The organism is Streptomyces albiaxialis, from assembly GCF_039530985.1.
Taxonomy (GTDB): Bacteria; Actinomycetota; Actinomycetes; order Streptomycetales; family Streptomycetaceae; genus Streptomyces; species Streptomyces albiaxialis.
The window spans coordinates 87,886-112,015 of the sequence record NZ_BAAAPE010000008.1; the positions used below are offsets into that span (position 1 = coordinate 87,886).

Annotated in this window: 19 protein-coding genes; 5 read left to right on the forward strand and 14 right to left on the reverse strand. The window is 74.6% G+C overall.

What is annotated here, in order from left to right; all coding sequences use genetic code 11:
• Positions 1-36: 36 nt before the first annotated feature.
• Positions 37-903 carry an AfsR/SARP family transcriptional regulator gene (locus tag ABD343_RS16620; protein ID WP_344528787.1) on the reverse strand — a complete coding sequence of 289 codons (867 nt, stop codon included), beginning with the start codon at positions 901-903 and terminating at the stop codon, positions 37-39.
• Positions 904-1,173: 270 nt separating this feature from the next.
• On the opposite strand from ABD343_RS16620, the gene ABD343_RS16625 reads away from it, so the two are divergent.
• From ABD343_RS16625 to ABD343_RS16635, 3 genes are all read left to right on the forward strand, one after another.
• The gene (locus ABD343_RS16625) at positions 1,174-1,449 is read left to right on the forward strand and encodes a hypothetical protein (RefSeq protein WP_344528789.1); all 276 of its coding nucleotides are present in this window, start codon (positions 1,174-1,176) and stop codon (positions 1,447-1,449) included.
• Positions 1,446-3,815 carry a TOMM precursor leader peptide-binding protein gene (locus tag ABD343_RS16630; RefSeq protein WP_344528791.1) on the forward strand — a complete coding sequence of 790 codons (2,370 nt, stop codon included), beginning with the start codon at positions 1,446-1,448 and terminating at the stop codon, positions 3,813-3,815. Before ABD343_RS16625 ends, ABD343_RS16630 begins: the two co-directional genes overlap by 4 nt.
• Positions 3,816-3,891: 76 nt before the next feature.
• Positions 3,892-5,160: a sensor histidine kinase gene (locus tag ABD343_RS16635; RefSeq protein WP_344528793.1), complete on the forward strand. Its 1,269-nt coding sequence runs from the start codon at positions 3,892-3,894 to the stop codon at positions 5,158-5,160.
• Between the two features lie 60 nt (positions 5,161-5,220).
• Here ABD343_RS16635 and ABD343_RS16640 read toward each other — a convergent pair whose 3' ends face one another.
• The 5 genes from ABD343_RS16640 to ABD343_RS16660 form a co-directional block, all read right to left on the reverse strand.
• On the reverse strand, positions 5,221-5,826 hold the full coding sequence (locus ABD343_RS16640; RefSeq protein ID WP_344528795.1) for a response regulator transcription factor: 606 nt from the start codon (positions 5,824-5,826) through the stop codon (positions 5,221-5,223).
• Between the two features lie 207 nt (positions 5,827-6,033).
• A complete protein-coding gene (locus ABD343_RS16645; RefSeq protein ID WP_344528796.1) occupies positions 6,034-6,813 on the reverse strand; it encodes a 4'-phosphopantetheinyl transferase family protein in 780 nt (259 codons plus the stop codon).
• Positions 6,813-7,082 carry an acyl carrier protein gene (locus ABD343_RS16650; RefSeq protein ID WP_344528798.1) on the reverse strand — a complete coding sequence of 90 codons (270 nt, stop codon included), beginning with the start codon at positions 7,080-7,082 and terminating at the stop codon, positions 6,813-6,815. Before ABD343_RS16650 ends, ABD343_RS16645 begins: the two co-directional genes overlap by 1 nt.
• 2 nt (positions 7,083-7,084) lie before the next feature.
• The gene (locus tag ABD343_RS16655; RefSeq protein ID WP_344528800.1) at positions 7,085-8,917 is read right to left on the reverse strand and encodes a fatty acyl-AMP ligase; all 1,833 of its coding nucleotides are present in this window, start codon (positions 8,915-8,917) and stop codon (positions 7,085-7,087) included.
• A gap of 108 nt (positions 8,918-9,025) precedes the next feature.
• Positions 9,026-10,864 (reverse strand): glycoside hydrolase family 15 protein, encoded by a 1,839-nt coding sequence (locus ABD343_RS16660; RefSeq protein WP_344528802.1) that lies wholly within the window; start codon positions 10,862-10,864, stop codon positions 9,026-9,028.
• A 187-nt stretch (positions 10,865-11,051) separates the two neighbouring features.
• Between ABD343_RS16660 and ABD343_RS16665 the strand changes: the two genes are divergently transcribed.
• Both ABD343_RS16665 and ABD343_RS16670 read left to right on the forward strand, forming a co-directional pair.
• Complete coding sequence (locus ABD343_RS16665; RefSeq protein WP_344528804.1) at positions 11,052-12,107, forward strand: AfsA-related hotdog domain-containing protein; 1,056 nt, start codon at positions 11,052-11,054, stop codon at positions 12,105-12,107.
• A 44-nt stretch (positions 12,108-12,151) separates the two neighbouring features.
• The gene (locus tag ABD343_RS16670) at positions 12,152-14,848 is read left to right on the forward strand and encodes an AfsR/SARP family transcriptional regulator (protein ID WP_344528806.1); all 2,697 of its coding nucleotides are present in this window, start codon (positions 12,152-12,154) and stop codon (positions 14,846-14,848) included.
• Between the two features lie 404 nt (positions 14,849-15,252).
• Here the strand turns inward: ABD343_RS16670 and ABD343_RS16675 are convergent, their stop codons facing one another.
• The 8 genes from ABD343_RS16675 to ABD343_RS16710 form a co-directional block, all read right to left on the reverse strand.
• Positions 15,253-16,200, reverse strand: coding sequence for a hypothetical protein (locus tag ABD343_RS16675; protein WP_344528808.1), 948 nt, complete (start codon positions 16,198-16,200; stop codon positions 15,253-15,255).
• Positions 16,201-16,284: 84 nt separating this feature from the next.
• Positions 16,285-17,448, reverse strand: coding sequence for an alpha/beta hydrolase (locus ABD343_RS16680; RefSeq protein ID WP_344528810.1), 1,164 nt, complete (start codon positions 17,446-17,448; stop codon positions 16,285-16,287).
• Between the two features lie 301 nt (positions 17,449-17,749).
• Positions 17,750-18,586: a 4'-phosphopantetheinyl transferase family protein gene (locus ABD343_RS16685; RefSeq protein WP_344528812.1), complete on the reverse strand. Its 837-nt coding sequence runs from the start codon at positions 18,584-18,586 to the stop codon at positions 17,750-17,752.
• Complete coding sequence (locus ABD343_RS16690) at positions 18,543-19,430, reverse strand: 2-oxo acid dehydrogenase subunit E2 (RefSeq protein WP_344528814.1); 888 nt, start codon at positions 19,428-19,430, stop codon at positions 18,543-18,545. The genes ABD343_RS16685 and ABD343_RS16690 overlap by 44 nt, the downstream gene beginning before the upstream one ends.
• Positions 19,427-19,666 carry an acyl carrier protein gene (locus tag ABD343_RS16695; RefSeq protein WP_344528816.1) on the reverse strand — a complete coding sequence of 80 codons (240 nt, stop codon included), beginning with the start codon at positions 19,664-19,666 and terminating at the stop codon, positions 19,427-19,429. The genes ABD343_RS16690 and ABD343_RS16695 overlap by 4 nt, the downstream gene beginning before the upstream one ends.
• Before the next feature lie 29 nt (positions 19,667-19,695).
• Positions 19,696-20,733 (reverse strand): 3-oxoacyl-ACP synthase III family protein, encoded by a 1,038-nt coding sequence (locus ABD343_RS16700; protein WP_344528818.1) that lies wholly within the window; start codon positions 20,731-20,733, stop codon positions 19,696-19,698.
• Positions 20,730-23,813: a type I polyketide synthase gene (locus tag ABD343_RS16705; RefSeq protein ID WP_344528820.1), complete on the reverse strand. Its 3,084-nt coding sequence runs from the start codon at positions 23,811-23,813 to the stop codon at positions 20,730-20,732. Before ABD343_RS16705 ends, ABD343_RS16700 begins: the two co-directional genes overlap by 4 nt.
• A complete protein-coding gene (locus ABD343_RS16710) occupies positions 23,813-24,091 on the reverse strand; it encodes an acyl carrier protein (RefSeq protein ID WP_344528822.1) in 279 nt (92 codons plus the stop codon). The genes ABD343_RS16705 and ABD343_RS16710 overlap by 1 nt, the downstream gene beginning before the upstream one ends.
• Positions 24,092-24,130 lie beyond the last annotated feature (39 nt).

Consider the following 24,130-nt stretch of genomic DNA (forward strand, 5'->3'; position numbering starts at 1 on the left):
CGATGCTCACGACACGTGCTGGACGACCGGTCGAGGTCACGTGGAGGGCGCCCCCGCGGGCGCCGCGGCGGACTCCGCCACGGGCGCCGCCGCCGGCCCCGGTACGCGCTCCGCCGCGGGTCCGCTCCACACGTCCAGGGCGTTCTCGCCGCGCAGGATCGCCCGGTGCAGCCGGGCGAGGTGCGGGGAGGGTTCCAGCCCCAGCTCCTCGACGAGCGTGCCGCGCAGCCGCTTGAACGCGATCAGCGCGTCCGAGGAACGGCCGTCCTGGTACAGGGCGATCATGAGGAGCGCGTGCAGGTTCTCGTACAGGGGATAGCGCCCGCGCAGCGCGCACAGCTCGCCCAGCACCTCGTTGTGGCGGCCGAGCCGCAGGTCGGCGGCGATGCGGCGCTCCAGCGCGCCGAGCCTGCCCTCCTCCAGCCGCGTCACCTCGATGGCCAGGTGCCGTCCGTGCGGCAGGTCCGCGAGCGCGGGGCCGCGCCACAGCGCCAGGGCCGAGGAGAGCAGCCCGGAGGCGCCCGCCATGTCGCCCGTCTCGTAGGCCGCGTGGCCCCGGTGGGCCAGGCGGTCGAACTCCAGCGCGTCGACGTCGGACCTGTCCACGTCCAGCAGGTAGCCGCCGTGCCGCGTGGCGAGCAGCTCCTTGTCGCGGGGCCCGGGGCCGTCGTCCAGCGCGAGGCGGAGCCTGCGGCGGAGCTGGAGGATGTACGTCTGGATGGTGGTGGTCGCGCTCCGGGGCGGATCGCTGCCCCAGACCTCTTCCATCAGGTCGGGCACCGGCACGATCCGGCGCCCGTTGAGCGCGAGCAGCGCCAGGATCTGCCGGGGCTTGGCCGCGCTCGGCACGATCGGCACACCCGCCGTCTCGGCGTGCAGAGTTCCCAGCACTCTGATGAGCATCCGGCGCCTCCTGTCAGAGAAGAAACCCGCTTGGGAGACTTCCACCCCGCCTCTCACGGGGCCAGTGAGGAACTCACGATCATGCGCCTGAACGTGCGCCGGAGCCGACCGTGAATTCTTCACATCCAGGTTCGTGACGGCGCCACTACTCCCCCGCCCCGGTCCGTGCCCACACTTTGCTTGCGCAGCAGACCCCCTCGTTCGGGCCACTCCCCACCGAAATCGCCCCCCACCGAGAACACGGCCATCCCATATGACGGGAGATGCACGATGACAGGTCACGCGCTTTCGACGGACTGGCGGTTCGCGGAGCTGGCCGCGCGGTGCCACCTCGACCCGGTCCTGGCGACCCGGTACGCGGTCGAACCGTACGGCGTCCTCGCGGAGTTCGGCATCCACGCGGAGGAGGGGGACCCGATCCCGGCGCTCCCCGCCGACCTGGGGTCCGAGGTGACGATCACCAGTCTGGACCGGCGCGAACTCGTTCCGGCGCTGGTGCCGATCTCCGGCTGCGGCGGGTGCCGCGTGGAGCCGGGGTCGCGGTGAACACGCTCGACCACGGATGCGCCGGGGTGGGGTTCAAGCGTCACCTCACCCCGGCGGTCGTACCGGGGGACGCCACCTATCTGGTCTCCGAGCAGGGCGTGACGGCGCTGGAAGGCGACGCCGTCGCCGTACTGGCGCCCCTGCTCGACGGCAGCCGTGATCTCCCCGCGCTGGTGCGGGAGACCAGGGGGACGCTGACCCCGGCACGGCTCGGCGGCGTGCTGGGCGCCCTGACGCGGGCCGGCCTCGTCGGCCGCTCGGGACCCCCGGCGCGCCCCGGCGCCCGGAACGCCCCCGCGGCGTTCTGGGAGGCCGCCGGGCTGGAGGGCGAGCAGGCCGAGGGCCGGCTCGCCGCGGGCGGCGTCCGGCTGCTGGCACTGCCGGGCACGGACGCCGCCGACGAGGCGGCCGAGGCGCTGCGGGCGTCGGGGATCGCCGTACGGATAGCGGACCGGGCGCCGGAAGGGGCGGCGGGGACGGACGGGAGCCCGGACAACCATGGACCGGACGGCCGCACCACGGAGAACGCGGGCACGGACAGCACGGCCCGCGCCGCCCTCCCGGAGCTGACCGTCGTGCTCTGCGAGGACTATCTGAGCGACGGGCTCGCGGCCGTGGACGCCGCGCAGCGCGCCGCCGGGCGGCCCTGGCTGCTCGCCAAGCCGTCGGGGGTCACGCCCTGGATCGGCCCCGTGTTCCAGCCGGGCGCGGGGGCCTGCTGGCACTGTCTGGCGCACCGGCTGCGCCAGCACCGGCAGCCGGAGCTGTATCTCGGCGAGGCGCTGGGCCTGCGGGCCCCGCTGGTGCCGCCGCGCGCGGCGACGGCGGCGAGCCTCGGCACGGCGCTGCGGCTGGTGGCGCTCCAGGCCGAGAAGTGGCTGACCGGATTCCGGCACGAGAGCCAGTCGGCGGTGTGGGCGCTGGACGCCCTGCGGCTGGAGTCGCGGCACCACCGGCTGGAACGCAGACCCCAGTGCGCCGCGTGCGGCGACCCGGAGCTGGTGAGCGCGCGGGTGCGGCGCCCCGTGGCGCTCGCCTCGCGGCCGAAGCGCTCGGTGTCGGGCGGCGGCCACCGGGCCATGGACGCGCGGCAGGTCCTGGAGCGCTACGAGCACCTGGTGGGCGACGTGACCGGCGTGGTGCGCACGCTGCGGCGCGACCCGCGCTGCCCCGAGGCGTTCAACGCCTATGTGTCGGGCAGCAATCCGGCCCTGGCGGGCGGCGGCCTCACCGCGTTCCGCGCGGGGCTCCGCTCGCAGAGCGGCGGCAAGGGCGTGACCGAATTGGACGCCAAGGTCGGGGCCCTCTGCGAGGCGCTGGAGCGATATTCGGCCACGCTCCACGGGGACGAGCCCCGGGTGCGCGGCAGCCTCGCGGAGCTGGGCGAGGACGCGGTCCACCCGAACGACTGCCAGCTCTACCACCAGCGGCAGTTCGCCGGGCGACGCGCGTGGAACGCCGCCCAGCCCGAGTTCCAGTACGTGTGCGAGCCGTTCGACTCCCGTGCGGCGCTCGACTGGACGCCCGTATGGTCCCTCACGCAGGGCAGGCACCGCCTCCTGCCGACGGCGATGCTCTACTTCTGTACGAGGGAGCAGGCACGGACGCCGTACGTGCGGGCCGACTCCAACGGGAACGCGGCGGGCAGCAGCCTGGAGGACGCCGTGCTCCAGGGGTTCCTCGAACTCGTGGAGCGGGACGCGGTGGCCCTGTGGTGGTACAACCGCACCCGGCAGGCAACGCTGGACCTCGACTCGTTCGGCGACTCCGGCGTGGACCGGATGCGCGCCGCCTACCAGGAGCTGGGCCGCGAACTGTGGGCCCTGGACCTGACGACGGACCTGGGCATCCCGGCGGTCGCCGCGCTCTCGCGGCGGACGGACGGGCCGCGCGAGGACGTGCTGTTCGGCTTCGGCTGCCACTTCGACCCCGGGATCGCGCTGCGCCGCGCGGTGACGGAGATGAACCAGTTCCTGCCCGCGGTCACGGGCGGCCCGCCCGTCCAGGACCGCTCGCTGCTGGAGTGGTGCCGCCGGGTGACGGTGGAGGGCCAGCCCTACCTGTCGCCGGACCCGGGAGCGGCGCCGGTGCGCGCCGCGGACTTCGGCTACCGGCCGCGCGAGGACCTGCTCGACGACGTGCACGCCGCCGAGCGCCTCGTCCGGGAGCACGGCATGGAGCTGCTCGTCCTGGACCAGACCCGGCCCGATCTCGGCATCCCCGCCGTGAAGGTGCTGGTGCCGGGACTGCGGCACTTCTGGGCGCGGTTCGCCCCCGGGCGGCTGTACGACGTACCCGTACGGCTGGGGCGGCAGCCGGAGCCGACCCCGTACGAGCGACTCAATCCCATACCCGTCTTTGTCTAGTTATGGGGCTCTCGTGCGGCGACGGCACGCTTAATATCCCGCCAAGGCGAGGGGCGCGACGGGGAGAAGCAGTGGCGTGAAGACCCACCGGGAACCAGAAGCGCGACGGCTCAGTTTCGCTCCGTCCGAGGTGTCCTCGCCGGGCCTCCAGGGGAACGAGGCCCGTTCGGCGGTCCGTATCGCCTACGTGCTGCTCGTGGTGGTCCTCTGCGGGTTCTTCTTCTCCGCGTCGCTGCACCTGGTCTACATCGGGGACTCCTGGGCGAAGGTGGGCCTGGGCTCGATCGCGATCCTCGGGCTGTTCGTCGCCCAGGTCGTCCGCTCGGCGCCCCGACGCGAACGGCTGCCACAGCGCTGGCTGTACGGAGTGCTGGGCGCGCAGGCGGTGCTCGTCTACGCGCCCGTGCTGCTGCTCGGCAAGTCCTGGGTGAGCCTGCCGGGGCTGCTGGCCGGCTCGGTGCTGCTCACCCTCCGCAGCCCGCTGTCGTGGGTGCTGGCGGGCGCGGTCTGCGGCAGCGTCTTCGCGCTCGCCGTCTCCCTCGGCTTCGCCATGAACGAGGGGCTGTACCTGGGCGTTTCGAGCATGACGACGGCCGCCGTGGTCGTCGGGCTGACGCTGCTGTCCCAGATGGTGATCCGGCTGCGGGCCGCGCAGGAGGAGATCGCCCGGCTCGCGGTCGAGCAGGAACGGCTGCGCTTCGCGCGGGACCTGCACGACCTGCTGGGCTACAGCCTCTCCGCGATCACGCTGCGCAGCGAGCTGGCGCACCGGCTGGTGGACACCGACCCGGCGCGGGCCAAGCGGGAGGTGACCTCGGTTCTGGAGGTCTCCCGGCAGGCCCTGTCCGACGTACGGGCCGTGGCCCGCGACTACCGGAGCATCTCGCTGCCGGCCGAGGTCTCCTCGTCCCTCTCGGTGTTCGAGGCGGCGGGGATCGAGGCGGAGGTCGAGACCTCGCTGGAGGGCATCCCGGACCCGGTGGGCACGGTGCTGGCGACGGTGCTGCGCGAGGGCATCACCAATGTGCTGCGGCACAGCAAGGTCCGCCGGTGTGGGATCACGGTGACCGTGCTGGACGGCGCCGCCGTGCTGCGGCTCGTCAACGACGGGGTCACGGAGCCCGGCCCGTCCCTGGACGGGAACGGGGGCAACGGGATCAGCAACCTCAGCGTCCGCGTCGCGGCCATCGGCGGGACGCTGACGGCCCGCGTACGCGAGGACGGCCGCTTCCACCTGGAGGCCGTGGTCCCGCTCGACCCCGGGCGCGAGGAGGCGCGGGACGCCGACGGGGACACGGACGGAGCCGGGGACGGGACGCTGGAGGCGCTGCCCCACACGGCCTGACCTTCTCGGTCCGGGCCGGGGGCAGGGCGGGGCGGTCCGGGCAGAGCGGTCCGGGCTGGGTCACAGCCAGCCCTGCTCCCGGGCGATGCGGATGGCGTCCACCCGGTTCCGGGCGCTGAGCTTGATCACGATCGTCGTCAGGTAGTTGCGCACCGTGCCGATCGAGAGGAAGAGGCGGCCCGCGATGTCGGCGGCCTCGGCGCCCTCGGCGGCGAGCCGCAGCACCTCCGTCTCGCGCGCCGTCAGCGGGTTCTCGCGCGCCGACCAGGCGCCCAGGGCGAGTTCGGGGTCGATGACCCGCTCGCCGGAGTGGATGCGGCGGATCGCGTCCGACAGCTTGCTCGGCGGGGCGTCCTTGAGCAGGAAGCCGGAGACCTTGGCCTCCAGGGCGCGGCGCAGATTGCCGGGCTGGCCGAGGCTGGTGAGGATCAGCGTCCGGCACGAGGGCAGCTTCTCGTGCACCTCGGCGGCGGCGGTGAGGCCGTCCATGCCGGGCAGGTCGATGTCGATGACGGCGACATCGGGGCGGTGCGCGAGGACGGTGGGCAGGATGTCGTTCCCCGAGTCGACCTCGGCGACGATGTCGATGTCGGTCTCGATGCCGAGCAGGGCGACGAGCGCCCCGCGGACCATGTGCATGTCCTCGGCCAGCACCACACTGATCATCGTCGAGTTCCCCCGCGGCACTCGGCCCGCCAGCGGCCTCCCGGCCTCGCCCTCCGGCCGCTGCTTCGGAAAGCGACGATACCGCCCCTCCGTCGCCCCGGACAGGAGCATGAGCGCAACCCCAGGCCAAAGCAGCGCTGTGGGTGTACGGGACGGGGCGGATGCCTCCCGTCCCGCCCCGCACGCCCCGTACGCTCCGCACGGACCTCACGCCCCGCGCGGTCCACCGGTCCCCGCCTCGAACAGCGCGACGCTGACCGTGTAGGCCCGGTCCACCACGCAGGTGTGGAACATCCACTCCTCGCCCCGCCCCTCGGTCCCGTCGGGCCGGAGCACGGAGACGTTGCGGTCCTCCGGGCCGAAGCCGAACCCGGTGAAGCGGAACCGCATGCCCTGCCCGATCGCCTTGCTGTACGCCTCCTTCAGCGTCCACAGCCGCACCAGCGCCCCGTTGCGCCGCTCCTCGGCCATCGCCGCGAGCATCCGCAGCTCGTGCGGGGTGCACACCTGCACATCGGTGCCGAGGCCCAGCATCGGCCGGTCCCTGGCCTCCGCGTCCACCCCGATCCAGCCGCGCCGGGTCAGCCCGACGAGCAGCAGGTCCTCGGTGTGGCTGAGGCTGATGTCGAGCGGCGCGAGACCGCGCAGGTACGGGCGTCCGCCGGGCCGGTAGCCCAGCTCGACGGCCTCGGGCGGGAGTCCGGCGACCGCGCCCGCGACGTGCTTGAGCAGCAGCCGGGAGGCGACGAACCGGCTCTTGATCCCGCGGTGCGTCAGCTCCCGGCAGCGCGCGTGGTCGCGGCCCAGCAGCCGGGCCAGCTCCGGCGCCTCCGGGTCAGGCGGCGCCCAGTCGGCGAGCCGGGCGTGGACGAGGACGCTGCCGTGCGTGCCCACCGCGCGCCGCACCGCCGTCCACGAAGCGGTGGGCCCCGCGGCCCGGAGGGGCCCGGCGAACGCGGCGGGCCCCGGCTCCGCCGTGTCCCGCATCAGACGGGCCCCGGCCGGTCGCCGCCGTCCGGTCCCGTGCACTCCCGTACGTACGCGGCGAGGGAGGCCACGTCGGCCATGCTGGGCAGCATCTCGGGCAGGGACACCTCACGGAGCGCGGGGAAGTCGTCCTCCAGCCGGTTCTTCAGCTCCAGCATCATCACCGAGTCGAAGCCGAGGTCCTCGTAGAGCCGCTGCGAGGCGTCCAGCTCCTCGGGGCTCCGCCCGGCGATCCCGGCCACGACCGTGTGCACGCGCCGCTGTGTCATCGTCAGCGCCGCCCGTCGTCCGCGTACGGGACGTCGGCGTACCGTTCGCCGCCGTACGGCCCGTCCTCGGCGCCGCCCGAGCGGCCGCCGTCGACGGAGACGAGCGCCCGCACCTCCGGCGCGACGACCTCGTGCAGGGGGCTGATCTGCCCGTCGAGGAAGAGCCGCCGCATCGCGGTGCGCTGGAGCTTGCCGCTGGTGGTGCGGCGCACGGTGCCGGGCCGCACCAGCAGCACGTTCTCGGCGGCCACCTCGAACTCCTTGACCACGCACTTCTGGACCGCCGCCGCCAGCGAGGTCAGCTCCGCGTCGAAGTCCCGGCCCGTGCGCACCTCCTGGACGACGACCACGTGGTCGGAGCCGCCGCCGGACTCCACGGAGAACGCGGCGCTGGAGCCGAACAGCGCGCTCACCCGCTGCACGCTGCGCTCGATGTCCTGCGGATACAGGTTCCGGCCCGCGACGATCATCACGTCCTTCAGCCGCCCGGTCAGCAGGAGTTCGCCGCCGTCCATCACGCCGAGGTCCCCGGTGCGCAGGAAGCCGCCGGAGCCGTCGCTCGTGGTGGCGCGGAAGTCGCGGGCGTTCTCCAGCGGCCGGTTCCAGTAGCCGTGCGCGACGCTCTCGCCGCGCAGCCACACCTCCCCCACCTGCCCGTCGGGCAGGTGCGCGTGGCTCTCGGGGTCGACGACGCGGACCTCGCAGTCGCGGGGCAGCCCGCAGCTCACCAGGGTGCGCGCGGGCCGGTCGTCGCGCGGCTCGGTCAGCCGGTGGTGCTCCAGGTTCCGGGCGTCCACGGTGCGCCGCCCGGCGTGCCGCGCGGGCGTGCCGCCGGTGACGAGGAGGGTGCCCTCGGCCAGCCCGTAGCAGGGGTAGAAGGCCTCGCGGCGGAAACCCGCGGGAGCGAATTTCTCCGCGAAGGCGTCCATGGTCGCCGCCCGCACCGGCTCGGCGCCGTTGACCGCGGTCTCCCAGCGCGACAGGTCCAGGCCCTCGGTCTGCTCCTCGCGGACGCGGCGCACGCACAGCTCGTAGCCGAGGTTGGGGCCGCCGCCCGCGGTGATCCCGTACTGGTCGATCATGCGCAGCCAGCGGACCGGCTTCCGTACGAACGCGGCCGGGGGCATCACGACGCCGGTGCCGCCCAGCCACAGCGGGTGCAGCAACTGGCCGACGAGGCCCATGTCGTGGTGGAACGGGAGCCAGCCGCCGACGCGGGTCCCGGGGCCCGTGCGCAGCGCCCGCCGGATGGCCTCCTGGTTGGCGAGGAGGTTGCGGTGGGTGACCATCACGCCCTTGGGCTCGCTCACCGAGCCGGAGGTGTACTGGAGGTAGGCCACGTCGTCCGGGAGCAGCCCCGGGTCCCGCCAGGCGGCCGGGGCGCCGACCCGGGTGCGGTCGGTGGCCAGGCAGGTGACCTCGGAGTGGCCGATGTTGGCGAGGAGCTGCGAGACGGACGAGGCGTTCGCGGCGTCGGTGAGGAGATAGCTGACGGAGGCGTCGCGGACGATGTTGGCCACCCGCTCGACATTCGGCCGCGCCCCGTCGGGCGGCGGCGCGGGGACGGCGACGGCCCCGGCGAGGAGGCAGCCGAGGAAGCTGCTGACGAACTCCCGCCCGTCGGTGTGGAGGATCAGCACGCGCTGCCCGTGGCAGCCGCGCTCCTGGAGCCAGGAGGCGAGCCGCGTGGCCCGTTCGCCCAGCTCGCCGTAGGTGAGAGAGGAGGCCGACAGGGTCTCGTCGGCCTCCACGTGGACGAACGTGTACGCGTCCCTGTCGGAGAGTTCCGCCGTCCTCAGCACCGCGAGCTCGGTGAAGTTCCTCGGCCCAGCCATCTTCGCCCCCATAGCCACGACGACGTGTGACTCATCATCTCTGGCCAGAGGGTGACCCCACTCCCTCAAGTCCGCCTTTAATGCGTGTGGATGTTCCCCCTGAGACCTTCAGCCGAGCCGCAGTGCGGCGTCGATCAGGGGGACGTGGCTGAACGCCTGCGGGAAGTTGCCGACCTGGCGGCCGTGCCCGGTGTCCCACTCCTCGGCGAGCAGCCCCACGTCGTTGCGGAGCGCGAGCAGCCGCTCGAACAAGCGGCGGCCCTCCGCGCGCCGCCCGATCAGCGCGAGGTCGTGCGCCAGCCAGAACGAGCAGGCCAGGAAGACGCCCTCGCCGCCGGGCAGCCCGTCGCCGCTGACGGCCCTCTCGCCGGGCGGGCCGTCCTGCTCCACCGGATAGCGGCGCACGAAGCCGTCGTCGTTCAGCTCGCGCTGCACGGCCTCGACCGTCCCGACGACGCGCGGGTCGTGCGGCGGCAGGAAGCCGACCTGCGGGATCAGCAGCAGCGAGGCGTCCAGCTCGCGCGAGCCGTAGGACTGCGTGAACGTGTTGCGGTCCGCGTCGTATCCCTTGGCGCACACCTCCCGGTGCACCTCGTCGCGCAGCGCCCGCCAGCGCGCCACCGGCGGCTCGCCAGGCAGCCTGCTGAGCCGCCGCACGGTGCGGTCGGCGGCGACCCATGTCATCACCTTGGAGTGGGTGAAGTGCCGCCGGGGCCCGCGCACTTCCCAGATGCCCTCGTCGGGCTCCTGCCAGTTGGACTCCAGGTAGTTCATGAGCTTCATCTGGAGGATGTGGCTGTCGTCGTCCCCGGCCAGACCCGAGGTCTGGCCCAGGTAGAGGGCGTCCACGACCTCCCCGTACACATCGAGCTGGAGCTGGCCCGCCGCGCCGTTGCCGATGCGGACGGGGCGCGAGTTCTCGTACCCCGGCAGCCACGGCAGCTCGCTCTCCGCCAGCTCCCGCTCGCCCGCGACCCCGTACATGATCTGGAGGTTCCGCGCGTCGCCCGCGACCGCGCGCAGCAGCCACTCGCGCCAGGCGCGGGCCTCCTCGTGGTAGCCGGTGCGCAGCAGCGAGGCGAGGGTGATCGCGGCGTCCCGCAGCCAGGTGAAGCGGTAGTCCCAGTTGCGGACGCCGCCGATCTCCTCGGGCAGCGAGGTCGTCGGCGCCGCGACGATGCCGCCGGTCGGCGCGTACGTGAGCGCCTTCAGCGTGATCAGCGAGCGCATCACCGCCCCGCGCCACGGGCCGTTGTACGTGCAGCGGTTCGTCCAGTCGTCCCAGAACCGCTCGGTGTCGCGCAGCAGCGCCTCGGCGTCCGGGCGGGGCGGCGGGCGCAGATGCGAGGCCTGCCAGGTCAGCGTCAGTGCGGTGCGCTGACCCGCGGAGACGGTGAAGTCCGCGTACGTCGTCAGGTCGCTGCCGTACGTCTCCGTGCCCGCCTCGGTGTCCAGCCACAGCGAGTCGGGCCCGGCCACGGCCACCACCCGGTCGGGCCGGCGGTGGCCCGCGTGGCTCTCGCGGCGCACCCACGGGACGATACGGCCGTAGCTGAACCGCGTCTCCAGCACCGAGCGCATCCGCACGGTGCCCGACAGGCCGTCGACGACGCGCACCACGCACGGCGCGCCGTCCGGCGAGCCCGAACGGCCGCGCGGGGGCATGAAGTCGGTGACCCGCACGCTGCCCTCGGGGGTGTCCCACTCCTGCTCCAGCACCAGCGAGTCGCCCCGGTAGCGGCGGCGCGCGGCCGGCCTGCGGCCCGCGACGCACGCGGCGGGCGCGAGCCGCCACGAGCCGTGCTCGTCGGCGCCGAGCAGCCCGGCGAAGACCGCCGGGGAGTCGAAGCGCGGCAGACAGAGCCAGTCCACCGAGCCGTACCGGGAGACGAGCGCGGCCGTCCGCATGTCCCCCACCAGCGCGAAGTCCTCGATGAGTGCTGCCACAGGGTGCTCCTGACGCCGCCGTCCCGATCAGTCGCCCGGAGCGTATGGAGCAGGCCTCAAGAGCCGGTGGTGCGGCCCACCTGAGGTCTTCCTTGTGCCCTCTCCCGGTTCTCCTTCGTTTCTCAAGCGGCGGGGGCGACCGTGACCCGGTCCAGAGCAACCGTCCGATACACCTCAGAGGATCCTCATGGAGAGTGTGTCCACGCCACCGGCGGCACCGGCACCCGCGCCCTCGCCCTCGCACGGCACGTTCCTCGGCCCGCACCATCTGCTCTACCAGCCGGACACCCCCGAGGGGTTCGTCCTCGGCTCGGCGGCGCCGGTGCGGCAGCGTTTCGTGTTCTCCGCCGAACTGCCGGGCGAGCACCCGCTGTTCACGGACGTCGCGGCGCCCTTCCACGACCTGCTGCTGCCCGTCGAGTCGCTGCGGCAGTCGGCCCTGTTCGCCGCGCGCCAGTACTTCCGCGTCCCGGAGCGGCGCCACGCGGTGATCGCGGAGGGCGGGGCCACGGTGACCGACCTCCCGCCGTGGCGCCGTACGTCCGCGGCGCCGGGCACCCCGCTCGCCCTCGAACTGGAGCTGACCCCCGTCGACGTGGTGCGGGGCGTGCCGCGCGGGCTGGAGGCCGACGCCGTGGTGAGCATCGGCGGGCGCCGCTGCGCGACCGCGCGGGCCCGGCTCGTCTTCGCGACCCCCGGCGTCTACCGGGGCCACCGCGCCGCCGGGCTCCGCGACAGCGGCCCGGCCGCCGCGCACGAGCGCGACAGCACGTCGCCGGGCGCGCCCGGGCCGCACCAGGTCGGCCGCGTCTCGGCCCGTAACGTCGTGCTGGGCCCGCCCGTCGAGGACACCGCGGGCGACGAGGGCGGCGAAGGGGAGCTGGTCTTCCCCGTCGACTCGCGCGCCGCGCTGGAGGCCCTGCCGGGGCTCCCCGGCGAACTGCCGCCCGCGCTCTTCCTGGAGGCCTCGCGGCAGGCGTGCCTGGTGGCGGCGGCCGAGCGGCACGGCTTCGCGCCGGGCCACGCGCTGATGACGCACTGGCACGCCTCCTTCCGGGGCTTCGCCGAACCGGGCCACCCGCTGTGGTGCGAGGTGCGGCACCACGTCCCGGCGGACGGCGCGGGCCCGGCCCCGGCGCGCGACGCGGAGGACCGTCCGACCAGCGACTGGCGCCTCCACTTCTCGCAGGGCAACCGCACGGTGGCCCGCGTCCACGCCACGGTCCTCCAGGACTGCCGGTAGTCCGTGGCACGAGCAGCAAGCACGCACCGCAGAGGGGGAGCATCGTGCGTTATCGCGTCCTGGGTCCCGTGAGCATGGCGCCCCGTACGCCGTCCGCGGCCAAACCACGCGCCGTCCTCGCGACGCTGCTGGTGCAGAACGGCAGCGTCGTACCGGCCCATACGCTGATCGACGAGCTGTGGGGCACCGAGCCGCCGCGCACCGCCGCCACGACGCTCCAGGTCTACATCTCCCAGCTCCGCAAGGCGCTGGGGGACGAGCCCGCGCAGCCCCTGGTGACCCAGCCGCCGGGCTACCTCCTCCAGGTCGGCCCGGACGAGCTGGACCTCAACGTGTTCGAGGCGCTGCGCGCCGAGGGCCGCACCGCGTACGAGCGGCGGGACTACGCGGGCGCCTCGCTGCTGCTGGGCCGCGCGCTGACCCTGTGGACCGGCGCGGCGCTCTCCGGCATCCCGCACGGGCCGTGCCTGGAGACCAACGCCGTGCGCCTCGACGAGCTGCGCACCGAGGTCCTGGAACAGCGGATCTCCGCCGACCTGTGGCTGGGCCGCCACCACGAGCTGACCGGCGAGCTGATGGCGCTCGCCAACGAGCACCCGATGCGGGAGACGCTGCACGCGCACCTGATGGTGGCGCTCTACCGCTCGGGGCGGCAGTCCGACGCGCTCGGCGCCTACCAGCGGGCGCGGCGCGCGCTGATCGACGAACTCGGCGTCGAGCCGGGCCCCGTCCTCACGCGTCTGCAGGAACGTGTCCTCTCCTCCGACCCCGCGCTGGCCTGGCACGAGGAGCCGCAGCGCCCGCAGGAGGACGGCGAGGACGCGTCTTCGGCGGGGGCGGCGGAGGGGCACGCGCCCGTTCCCGTACGGACGGTGCCCGGCGACCGGCCCACGGCCGCGGGGCCCGTGCTGTGGCTGCCGCCCGTCGCCTCCGACTTCACCGGGCGCGGCACCGAACTGGCCAGCGCCGGGCGGATGCTGGCCGAGGCCGCCGGGGGCGGCGTCCGGGTCCTCGCCGTCTCCGGCCGGGCCGGCGCGGGCAAGACCGCGCTGGCCGTACGGCTGGCGCACGAGGCCGCCGACGCCTACCCGGACGGGCGCGTGCTGCTGCGGCTGCGCGACGCGGGCGGCCGCGCCGTGCCGCCGGAGGGCGCGATGACGGCGCTGCTGCGCAGGCTGAGCCGCGACGGCGCCGCCCCCGCCCCGCCCGCCGGGCGGCCCCGCGAGCGCGACGAGCTGGCGGACCTGCTGCACCGGGCGACGGAGGGCCGCAAGCTCCTGCTCGTCCTGGACGACGCGGTCTCCGAGGACCAGGTGCGGCCCCTGCTCGGCGCGCTGCCGGACACCACCGTGATCGTGACGGGGCGGCGGGCGCTGGGCGCCCTCGACGGCGTCCAGCACCTGCTGCTCGACGTCCTCGAACCGCGTGACGCCGAGCACCTGCTGTGCGCGGCGGGCGGCAGGCGCATGGGCGAGGAGCCCGCCGCCGTCGCCGAGATCGCCCGGCTGTGCGGGCGGCTGCCGCTGGCGCTGCGCGTGGCCGCCGCGGGGCTCGCGGCCCGCCCGCACTGGACGGCCGCGAGCCTGGCGCGGCGGCTGCGCGACGAGCGTACGCGGCTGGCCGCGCTGTCCCTCTGCGACCTCAACGTGCGCGGCAGCCTGGTGACGGCGTGCCAGGAGGTCGGCGAGGAGGAACGCCGGGCCTTCCGGCTCTTCGCGCTCGCCCCGCTGCCGGACTTCCCGCTGTGGACGGCCGCCGCGCTGCTCGGCACCGACACGTCCACCGCCGAGCGCCTCGCGGAGGAGCTGACCCGCGCCCACCTGCTGGAGGCCCGCCAGGACGGCGGCGCCGTCCGCTACGCCTTCCCCTCTCTCCTGCGCGCCCTCGCCCTGGAGACGCTCGACGAACTCGGCGCGGACGAGCCCCGTACGGTGCCGCGCGCGACCGAACGTCTCGGCCGCGCCTGGCTCGCGCTCGCCCGGCACGCCGACGCGCGCCTCGCCCCCGGCCGCGACGCGCTCGCGGGCACCGAGGACGTCCCCGAGGAGACCCCCGGGCCCCGCGCGGGGACGGTCCCGCTGCGCTGGTTCCGCGAGGAGGCCACGGGCCTGCTGGAGGTCGTACGCCAGTGCCACGTCGCCGGACTGTGGCGGTTGTGCAGCGCCCTGGCGTCCGCCGCGGGCGGCTACTACGCGGCGTGCGCCGTCTGGGACGACTGGGAGACCACGCACGAACTCGCCCTCGACGCGGCCCGCCGCGGCGAGGACGCCCGTGCCGAGGCCGTCCTTCTCTGCTCGCTCGGCGACCTGGCCTGGCAGCGCCGCCACCACGGCCGCGCCCTGGACCGCTACCGCCTGGCCCGCCACGTCCTGGACCGCGCGACCGACGGCGCGACGCCGCCGCGGGGGCGCTGCCTCACCGGGGAGGCCGACGTCCTCCTCGACCAGGGCCAGACGGCCCGCGCCGAACGGGCCTACGCGCGAGGCCTCGCGGCGAGCCGAGCCGAGGGCGACGCGCGCGGCACGATGGAGGCCCTGCGCGGCCTGGCCTTCGCCGCGCTGCGGCGCGGCGACGCCGGGGAGGCCGCGGGCCGCCTTGCCGCGTGCGCGGCGGAGGCCGTGGAGCTGGGTGACACCCGCTGGACGGAATACGCCCACCGCACGGCGGCCCGCCTCCAGGAGACCCCGGGCCACACCCCCACCACCCTGGAAATCCGCCCCAACATCTGGCTCACCCCCTGACCGCCCCAAGACTTCTGGGCTTGCCCCCTCAGGGACGCGGGCCTGTGCCCCATTTGCGGCTCCGCCGCGCGAGCGCGACCGGTCACAACACCACGGGGCTTGCCCCATAAGGGGCGCGGGCCTGTGCCCCATTTGCGGCTCCGCCGCGCGAGCGCGACCGGTCACAACACCACGGGGCCTGCCCGATCAGGGGCGCGGGCCTGTGCCCCATTTGCGGCTCCGCCGCGCGAGCGCGACCGGTCACAACACCACGGGGCTTGCCCCATAAGGGGCGCGGGGAACTGCGCGCCCAGCCACGGCGCAGCCGCAGCCTGCGAAGCACGGCACGGGGCACCCCGAACCCAGCCCTGCGCCTTCGCGCAGACCTCCCAAGCACAGTGGGAGGGAGAAGCGGGGGCGAGCGCTCAGTGGTCCGTGCCCTTGGGGGGCAAGGTGCGGCGCAGTTGGTCGTACGTGGGGGCCAGGTCGTGGAGGACGGCGGCGGCCGACTTGGCGTCGCCCCGTACCAGGGGGTGCTGGAACGCGCCCAGCAGGCGGGCCTGGCCGGAGAGGACGTCCGCCGGGGCGGCGAGCCCCAGTTCGGCCAGGCACGTCGACGCGTCGGCGAGCCGCCGGACGCCGACCCGTACGGCGAAGTGGGCCAGCATGTCGTGGATGCCGGGGGCGAGTCGGTCCTCCAGGAGCTGCCGGGCGAGTTCCTCGACGGCCTCCGCGCCACCGAGCGTGCCCGGCGGTACGTCCCGGTCCGTACGGCCCCCGAGCCACGCCACCGCACCCGGCAGCGCCGCGCGCAGCGCGTCCCGCGGGGCGACCTCGCGCTCCACCGTGAAGCCGGCCCGCATCACGTACGACTCGTCGCAGTAGATGACCGTGTCGCCGCGCCACGCGGCGACGAAATCCGCGGCGGGCAGCGTCGCGTACGGGTGGCCGTGCGGGTCGTGGAGGACGAGGGTGTCCCCGTCGGCCTCCACGACGACCACGTAGTGGTCGCTGCCGCCGGGCATCGGCCCCCACGGCGTCCCGGGGTGGTAGAGCAGCAGCCCCATGTCGAGGGGCCCGGCGAGGACCGGGCCCCGTGCGCAGGCGTCGCGCAGCCGGGCCAGGGCCTCGTCGGACGTACCCCCGGTGGTCCGTTCGCACGTCCGCCCGAGCAGGGCGATCGCGTCGTCGAGACCGGTCTCCGGATCCCAGCCGTACGGGTCGAAGAACGGGAGTGTGCCGCCGATCATCTCGGCGCCGAACGGCGAGCCGGTGAGCGTCTCGATGACGGCGGGCGAGGGCGCTCCGGGACCGAGCACCATCGCGAGGGAGTTGGCGTAGCAGTAGGGGCCTGAGCCGATGTAGTCACTCATGGGACGAGGGAAGCCCCTGACACGGTGTGAGGGTCAACCGGACGGGCCGGCTACTCCTCGGGCTCCGCCGGCTCCCGCTCCTCCTCAGGGCGCAGATCGCTCTCCAGGACGCCGAGCGCGGACAGGCTGCGCCACGGCTGGACGGTCGGCTTCGCGGGGTTCTGGGGCATGGTCTGGTCGTCCTCTCCTCAAGGGTCCTGCGGAGGGCAGGAACCGGTCGCGCAGCAGCGAGCCGAACAGCCACCGCCGCGTCGCCCCCAGGTGCGAGGGCGATCCGTGCACGTCGTCGAAGACCTTGAAGCGGATGTCGCCGGGTGCCTGCCGGAGCCGGGCGCGTTCGCCGGGCGGGATGATCTCGTCGCGGGAGCTGACGACGTACCGGACGGGGATCCGTACGGCGGCCAGGTCGGCGTCCGTCAGCGCGAACTCCGGGAGCAGGGCGTAGAGCTGCTCCCGGTCGGCGGCGCCGGTGAGCAGGCGGAGGGTGTCGAGCGTGACGTCGGGGACGCGGGCGCGCCACGCGGTGTCGCGGAAGAAGGCGGTGACGGGGGCGCCGACGGTCAGTACGCGCCGGATCCGGGTGTCCTTGCCCGCGGCGCGCAGCGCGAGGTGGCCGCTGAAGCTGAGGGCGAGGAGGGAGGTGTCGGCGACGCGGGCGCGGGCGCGCAGGTGGTCGAGGAACGCGGGCAGCATCCGCCAGGAGTCGGGCGCGTAGGTGAGGGTGTTCTCGCCGACGCCGGGCAGCTCGGTGACGACGGCGGCGAAGCCGAGCCTGCGGAGCAGGGGCAGCAGCGGGGCCCACTGCTCCTTGACGCTGACGATGCCGCCCATGACGACCAGCAGGGGCCGGTCGCGGTCCAGGCCCGCGGCCCAGGCGTGGCAGGAGGCGCCGCCGGGGAGGGGCAGTTCGAGGCGCTCGATGTCCTGCGGCCGGGAGCGGGCGCGGCCTTGGCCGGTGCCGCGTCGCCAGGTGTCGAAGGTGTCCACGCACAGGCGCTGGGCCGCGCGGCGGGGGTCGTCGGCGGGGTACGGGAAGCGGGCGAGCGCGTAGGCGCGGCAGGCGGCGAGGTCGTCGCCGCGGCGGGCGGCGGTGCGGGCCTCTGCGGTCCATACGGCGGCCCAGGAACGGGCGTCGCCCGGCGTGTCGTTGGCGATCCTTGCGACGACGCGTGCTGCGTGCGCGGGGGCCATTCCTTGCCCTCTCGCGTGGAGGAGGGCGAACTCCTTCAGTTCCCGGAGGTGTTCCATACCGCCACCGTCCCCCCACCCCCTTCAGCGCCGCTTGCGCCCCGTCCGGGCACGGAACGACGGGGCTTGCCCCTTCTCCCTAAGGGGCGCGGGGAACTGCGCGACAAGCCACGACGCGGGCGCGCCCCGCGAAGCACAGCCCGGGGCACCCCGAACCCGGCTCCTTCTCCGGCGCACCCGGCGAAGGGGGCTGCGCTTGCCAGCCCTGCTCCCCCGAGCTCTTCGAGCAGGGGGGACCCCCAGTGGCAGACCTCCCAAGCGCTGAGGGAGGAGTGGGGGCAGCCCCGTCGAGGGTGCCGGGTTACCAGTCGGTGAGGTCTTCCTCGGGGTCGGGGAAGTCTGTGCCCAGGGCAGTCGTGAGGGCATCCACGATTGTCGCGTCGAGCGTGGTCGACGCGACATGGTCCACGGTCCCCCCGAACCCCGCGTCGCCGACGGCGACACTGACCGTGTACTGCCCGTCGCTCGCGTCGAGCAGATACGTGCGGAAGGACCACTCGTCCCCCGTACCGGGCGTGCCGTCGGGGCGGCGTACCTCCGTGGGCGTGCCGTCGGGGCGGAAGCCGAAGTCGGTGAAGCGGAACTGCATGCCGAGGCCGATGGCCTTGCTGTAGGCCTCCTTGAGGGTCCACAGCCGCAGCAGGGCCGCGTCCCGTTCCTCCAGGGGCATGGCCTCGATGAGTTCGGTCTCGTTCGTGGTGCAGAGCTGGCGGCCGAGCCCGGGCCCGTAGAGCGAGCGGTCGCTGCGTTCGGCGTCGACGCCGATGACGCCGCCCGTGGCGAGCCCCACGAGCAGCAACTCGTCGGTGTGGCTGAGACTGATCTGCACGCCGTCGTAGCCCCGCAGGTACGGGCGTCCGGTCGGCCCGTACCCCAGCTCGATGTCCTGCGGCGCGACGCTCAGCACGGACGCCGCGGCGAACTTGAGCAGCACGCGCGAGGAGGCGAAGCGGGTGCGCAGCCCGGGGTGCGTCAGGTCGAGGAAGCGGGGCCAGTCGCGGCCCAGGAGCGCGCGCAGGCGCGGGTTGCCCGCGCGCTGCGGCTGCCAGTCGCCGAGGTGGGCGTAGAGCACCACGCTCGCGTGCTGTTCGAGGTCAGCGCGGACGCGGTGCCAGTCCCCCCGGGGACCCGAGATCATGATCGGTGCTCCGAAGGTCCGCCGGTACGGCGCCCTCTCCGGAGCCCCGGGAGTCCCGGGAGCCGTCATGGAAGTCCTCCAAGCTGCGTCGGAGATCGCTCAGCAGGTCGGCCGCGGTCGCGCCGTCGATCACGCGGTGGTCGAAGGTGAGGCCGAGCCGCATCACGGGCGCGGGCACCACGCGGCCGTCGCGGACGACGGGGCGCTCGGCGACCTGTCCCGCGCAGATCGTGACGGCCGTGCCGCCCGCGGAGTGGAAGCCGTCCACGGGCCGGTGCCCGAGGGAGCTGACCGAGACGGTGCCGAAGATCCCGGGGCGCCGGCGCGGGTCCCGCAGGGCCGCGGCGAAGAGCGCGCGGCCGAGGGGCGCGGGCAGCGTGCCGAGCTTCAGGACCTTGCGGAACTCGGGGAGTTCGGCCGCGTACCGCCCGGAGTAGCGTTCCACGTGCTCCTGGATCGCGGACAGGTCCGCGGACTCCAGGTCCGGTACGAGCGCGGAGAGCACGGTGCGCTCGGCGTCCGGCCCGACGGGGCGGTCCAGGGCGAGCTTCGCCGTGACGCCCTCGAACCGTACGGTCCGGGGCGCGCGCAGCGGCGCGGGCCAGGGCGTCGCGGCGACGGCGTTCGCCTCGGGGTGGCGCGCGAGGGCGCGGCCCGTGGCGTGCAGCAGGTAGCTCACGACGGAGTAGCGCGCGCCGTGTTCGCGGGCCTCGGCCCGGTGTTCCTGGACGCGGGTCATGTCGATCTCGGTGTCCAGGTGCACCGGGCGCTGGCGGGCCGCCCACTCCAGGAAGTAGAGCGTGTGGCGGCGCCGCCGCTCGCGGACGCGCGTGTACGTGCTCACGCGGCGACCGCCAGGTCGTAGATCTCCTTCAGGGTGCGGGCCTCCAGGACCTTGCCGACGGGCACGGAGCGGTTCAGCTCCGACTCGACGGCGGTGACGACCTTCAGCAGGAAGAGCGAGTCCCACTGGGGCAGGTCGTCGAAGTCGGCGGTCAGCTCGTCGGGGCCGAAGTCGACGCCGAGTTCGTCGTTGACGACCCGGGCGAAGGCCTCCAGGGTGAACGCGGCAGTGCTCATGATTTCTCCAGGGCTCTTCTCCAGGGCGCTCATGTCTTCTCCAGCGCGAAGCCGGCTTTGATCCACTTGCTGGACTCGATGGCGACGGCCAGCGCCTTCTCCCCCGCCGCCATCCGGCCGAGCAGGCGCTCGGTCTGGAGGAAGGGCAGCGCGTTGCCGTTGTTGCCGGTGTCGGCGACGCAGGAGATCTCGCGGGCCGTGGGCACGTCGAGTTCCTGGAAGATGCGCGCGGTCATCCGGCCGGAGAGCTGGGGCGGCAGCAGGTAGTCGAGGTCCTCGGCGTCCCAGTCGAGGTCGCCGAGCAGCTCCCAGAGGATCTCGACGGCCATGACGGGCACGGACTCCTCGATGGCCTTGTAGTCCTCCTTGAGGGCCTGCCGGTCCTCGTGGCGGTCGGCGAGCCCGAACCACTCGATGATCTGGCCGGGTTCGCGGCCCAGCCCGGTGAAGCGGTTGAGCACGCGGTGCAGCGCGACGCGCTCGCCGCAGGGTTCGGCGCTGACGACGGCGGCTCCGGCGCCGTCGCCGAAGAGCACGAAGTTGACGATGTCGCCGGGTGCCGCGCCGGACAGGTCGCGGTCGAGGTCGAGGTGTTTGCTGCACACGTCGCCGCCCATGACGAGCCCGTTGCGGTACTCGCCCGAGGCGATCATGGTGCGGGCCAGGCTCAGCGCCTGCACGGCGCCCGCGCAGCCCGACTGGAGCTGGAAGGTGGGCACCTGGTCGAGGCCGAGCTGGTCGGCGACGTGGTTGACGGTCGCGGGCATCAGGGTGTCGGGGGTCGCGGTGCCCAGCACGACGAAGTCGATGTCCTCGGGCCCCGGTCCGGGGCCGTCCAGGGCGCGCGCCCCGGCCCGCGCGCACAGGTCGGCGAGCGACCAGCGGACGGTGTTCGAGGCGAGGTCGCGGGCGAAGTGCCGGGTCTTCGTGCCGATGAAGACCTCGATCCACTCCTCGTTGACGCCGAGCGCCTTGGCGAGCGCCGCGTTGTCGACGGGGTCGCCGGGCAGCTCGGTGCCGATCGCGGCGAGGTAGGCGGGAGGGCCCGCGGGAGCTTGCTCGTTCACGCTGTCTTCTCCTCTCCGCCGGGGGTGCCCCCGAGGTACGCGCCGAGGAAGCCGGCGAGGTCTCCCGGGGTGGCGAGCCGGGGCAGCAGGTCCTGCACGGTCAGTGCGGAGATGCCGCTCAGCCGCTCCTCCAGGCGGGTCTTGAGCTCCATGATCATGACGGAGTCGAAGCCGAGGTCCTCGTAGAGCCGCAGCGAGGGCGAGAGGTCCTCGACGGCGTAGCCGCCGACCCGCGCCACGGTCTCGTAGACCACGGCCGCGACCGGGTCGCCGGTCTCCGGCGGCCGGTCGAGCGTGAGCACGCCGGCGGCGGCCGGGCTCTCCTGCGCCGCTGGTGCCGCCTCCGCGACAGGTGCGGGGGCCGCCGGGGCCGGGGGTGCCGTGGCGTCCCGGCGTACGGGCCCGCTCGTCCAGTAGCGGTGCGTGTCGGAGAACGCGTACGGCGCGAGCGGCAGCGGCGTGCGCTCCCGCGCGGGGTACACGGCCTCCCAGCGCGGCTCGACGCCGCCCCGGTAGAGCGCGGCGACGGCCTCGGCCAGCTCGCGCGCCCCGGACTCCTCGTCCTTGAGCGGGAGTACGGACGCGGGGCGGATCGCCCGCGCGGGGCCGCCCAGGTGCCCGGTCATCCCGACGAGCACGGGCTTGGGGCCGATCTCGACGAGGTGGCTGGGCCCCTCGGCGAGCAGGCCCGCGGCGGCGTCCGCGAAGAGCACGGGCGCGCGCACGTGCTCCACCCAGTAGGCGGCGTCGAGTTCCTCGCCCTCGGCGAGGAGCCGCCCGCGCAGCGTCGACCAGAACGGCGTGCGGGGCGCTCCGCCGCCCGCCTTCTCGGCCTCGCGCGCGAAGGGTTCGAGCATCGGTTCCATCAGCGGCGAGTGGAAGGCGTGGGAGACCTGGAGCCTGCGGACGCGGACGCCCGTGCCCGTCAGCTCGCGTTCGATACGGCCGAGCGCGGCCAGGTCGCCGGAGAGCACGCAGGCGCGCGGCCCGTTGAGCACCGCGAGGTCGACGAGGGGCTCGTCGGCGACGCGGTCGCGCAGCGCGTCGGGCCCGGCGAGGACGGCGAGCATGCCGCCGCCGTCGGGAAGCTGCTGCATGAGCCTGCCGCGCGCGGCGATGAGCCGGGCCGCGCCGTCGAGGGTGAGGGCGCCCGCGAGGCAGGCGGCGGAGAACTCGCCGACGCTGTGCCCGAGCAGCAGCGCGGGCTCGGCGCCGAGTTCGGCGAGCGTACGCCCCAGCGCGTAGCCGACGGCGAACAGCGCGGGCTGCGCGTACGCGGTGAGGTGCACCTCGTCATCGCCGCCGAGGAGCTGGTCGCGCACGGAGCGCCCGGTGTGCGGGAGCAGCGCGTCGTCGGCCTCGTCCAGGAACCGGCGGTAGAGCGGGGACTCGCGGTGGAGCCGGGCCGTCATGCCGGGGTACTGGGAGCCCTGCCCGGTGTGCAGGAACGCGAGGCGGGGCGGCGCGGCGGGCGCGCCGGTGAGCCGGGCGAGCGCGTCGGGCGTCGCGGCGGCCTCGCGCAGCGTGGCGGCCAGTTCGGCGCTGTCGGCGGCGGGCACGGCGAACCGGAGCTGGTGTCCGGCCTTGACGTGGTTGCTGGTCCAGCACAGCGGCCCGGCGGGCTGGCGGCGCGCGGCGAGCGCGTCGGCCTGGGCCCGCAGGTTGCGGGCGACGGCCTCGGCGTGGGGCGCGGTGAGGGTGAAGACGCCGCAGCCGATGCCGGTCGCGTCGCGCTCGCCGTCCTCCCCCTCGCCGCTCCCGCCGCCCGTGGCCGTACGGACGGCGGGCGCGGACTCCAGCACGGCGTGCGCGTTGGTGCCGCCGAGGCCGAAGCTGCTGAGCCCGGCGAGCGCGTGGCCGCTGAGCCGCAGCGGGGCCTTGAGCAGCCGCAGCCCGTGTTCGCGGAGCTTGAGCTGGGGGTTCTCCTTGGCCGCGAAGCGGCTGGCGGGGACCGTCCTGTGGTGCAGCGCGAGGGCGACCTTGATGAGCCCGGCGATCCCGGCGGCGCCCTCGGCGTGGCCGAGGTTGCCCTTGACGGAGCCGATGGCCATGGGCCGCCTGCGGCCCCTGTGGTGGTGGCCGAGCGCCTTGACCTCCATCATGTCGCCGAGGACGGTGCCGGTGCCGTGCGCCTCGGTGAAGACGACGTCGGCGGGGTCGCAGCCGGCCCTGCGGTACGCGGCCTCCAGCACGTCCTGCTGGGCCCAGCGGCTGGGCGCGGTGATGCCGTTGCTGCGGCCGTCCTGGTTGACGGCGGTGCCGCGCACGACGGCGTAGATCCGCTGTCCGTCGGCGCGCGCGTCGGAGAGCCTGCGCAGCATGACGGTGCCGACGCCCTCGCCCCTGCCGATGCCGTTGGCGCCGGCGGCGAAGGGCTTGCAGCGGCCGTCGGGCGCGGAGAGCCCGGCCTGCGTGTAGAAGATCGACAGGGCGGGGGTGAGCGCGACGTTGACGCCGGAGGCGAGCGCGGTGTCGCACTCCCCCGACAGCAGCGCGTTGCCCGCGAGGTGCACGGCGACCAGCGACGAGGAGCAGGCGGTGTCGACGGCGAGGCTGGGGCCCTTGAGGTCGAGGTGGTACGAGATCCGGTTGGCGGTCATGCAGTATCCGTTGCCGGATCCGGCCTGCGCGGTGACGCGGGCGTAGTCGGTGAGGTGGAGCTGCGCCCACTCGTTGCCCATGATCCCGACGAAGACGCCGGTGCGGGACCCGGCGAGGGCGTGCGGGGCGAGCCCGGCGTCCTCGACGGCCCGCCACGCGGACTGCAGCAGCAGCCGCTGCTGCGGGTCCATGGCGGCGGCCTCGCGGGGCGAGATGGTGAAGAACTCGTTGTCGAAGGCGTCGGGGTCGGCCATGAAGCCGCCCTGGGTGGTGTTGCTGCTGCCCTCGGGCCCGGCCCGGTCGGTGTGGAACTCCCGTGCGTCCCAGCGCTGTTCCGGCACCTCGCCGACGCCGTCGCCCGCGCGCATCAGCAGGTCCCAGTAGGCGCCCGTGTCGGGCGCCCCCGGGAACCGGCAGTCGACGCCGACGATCGCGACGGCGTCCGGCGGTGGTGCGGGTGCGGAGGCGGGCGTGGGCATCAGACGGCCTCCGACGCGGCGCCGAGCTCCTCGCGGAGGTGCTCGGCCAGCGCGCCCACGGTCGGGTAGTCCCACGCCACCGTCGGTTCGAGGACCACGTCGTAGTCCTCCTCGATGTCCCCGCACAGGCTCAGCGCGGCCACCGAGTCCAGCCCGTACTCGGCGAGCGGGACGGTGGGGTCGATCTCGGCGGGCTGCCGCTTGAGGTACAGGGCGATGCGCTCGGCCAGCCAGGTGGTGAGCGATTCGGCGGTGTGTCCTGCGGCCGGAACGGACATGATGCGTACTCCTCGGCAAGGGTTGTCACAGCGGGTGGG

What these genes read in the sequence shown, in the direction of transcription:
- ABD343_RS16620 (WP_344528787.1), bottom strand. Translation starts at nt 903, where the DNA reads ATGCTCATCAGAGTGCTGGGAACTCTGCACGCCGAGACGGCGGGTGTG.
- ABD343_RS16625 (WP_344528789.1), top strand. Translation starts at nt 1,174, where the DNA reads ATGACAGGTCACGCGCTTTCGACGGACTGGCGGTTCGCGGAGCTGGCC.
- ABD343_RS16640 (WP_344528795.1), bottom strand. Translation starts at nt 5,826, where the DNA reads ATGATCAGTGTGGTGCTGGCCGAGGACATGCACATGGTCCGCGGGGCG.
- ABD343_RS16645 (WP_344528796.1), bottom strand. Translation starts at nt 6,813, where the DNA reads ATGCGGGACACGGCGGAGCCGGGGCCCGCCGCGTTCGCCGGGCCCCTC.
- ABD343_RS16650 (WP_344528798.1), bottom strand. Translation starts at nt 7,082, where the DNA reads ATGACACAGCGGCGCGTGCACACGGTCGTGGCCGGGATCGCCGGGCGG.
- ABD343_RS16655 (WP_344528800.1), bottom strand. Translation starts at nt 8,917, where the DNA reads ATGGCTGGGCCGAGGAACTTCACCGAGCTCGCGGTGCTGAGGACGGCG.
- ABD343_RS16665 (WP_344528804.1), top strand. Translation starts at nt 11,052, where the DNA reads ATGGAGAGTGTGTCCACGCCACCGGCGGCACCGGCACCCGCGCCCTCG.
- ABD343_RS16675 (WP_344528808.1), bottom strand. Translation starts at nt 16,200, where the DNA reads ATGAGTGACTACATCGGCTCAGGCCCCTACTGCTACGCCAACTCCCTC.
- ABD343_RS16680 (WP_344528810.1), bottom strand. Translation starts at nt 17,448, where the DNA reads ATGGAACACCTCCGGGAACTGAAGGAGTTCGCCCTCCTCCACGCGAGA.
- ABD343_RS16685 (WP_344528812.1), bottom strand. Translation starts at nt 18,586, where the DNA reads ATGATCTCGGGTCCCCGGGGGGACTGGCACCGCGTCCGCGCTGACCTC.
- ABD343_RS16695 (WP_344528816.1), bottom strand. Translation starts at nt 19,666, where the DNA reads ATGAGCACTGCCGCGTTCACCCTGGAGGCCTTCGCCCGGGTCGTCAAC.
- ABD343_RS16705 (WP_344528820.1), bottom strand. Translation starts at nt 23,813, where the DNA reads ATGCCCACGCCCGCCTCCGCACCCGCACCACCGCCGGACGCCGTCGCG.
- ABD343_RS16710 (WP_344528822.1), bottom strand. Translation starts at nt 24,091, where the DNA reads ATGTCCGTTCCGGCCGCAGGACACACCGCCGAATCGCTCACCACCTGG.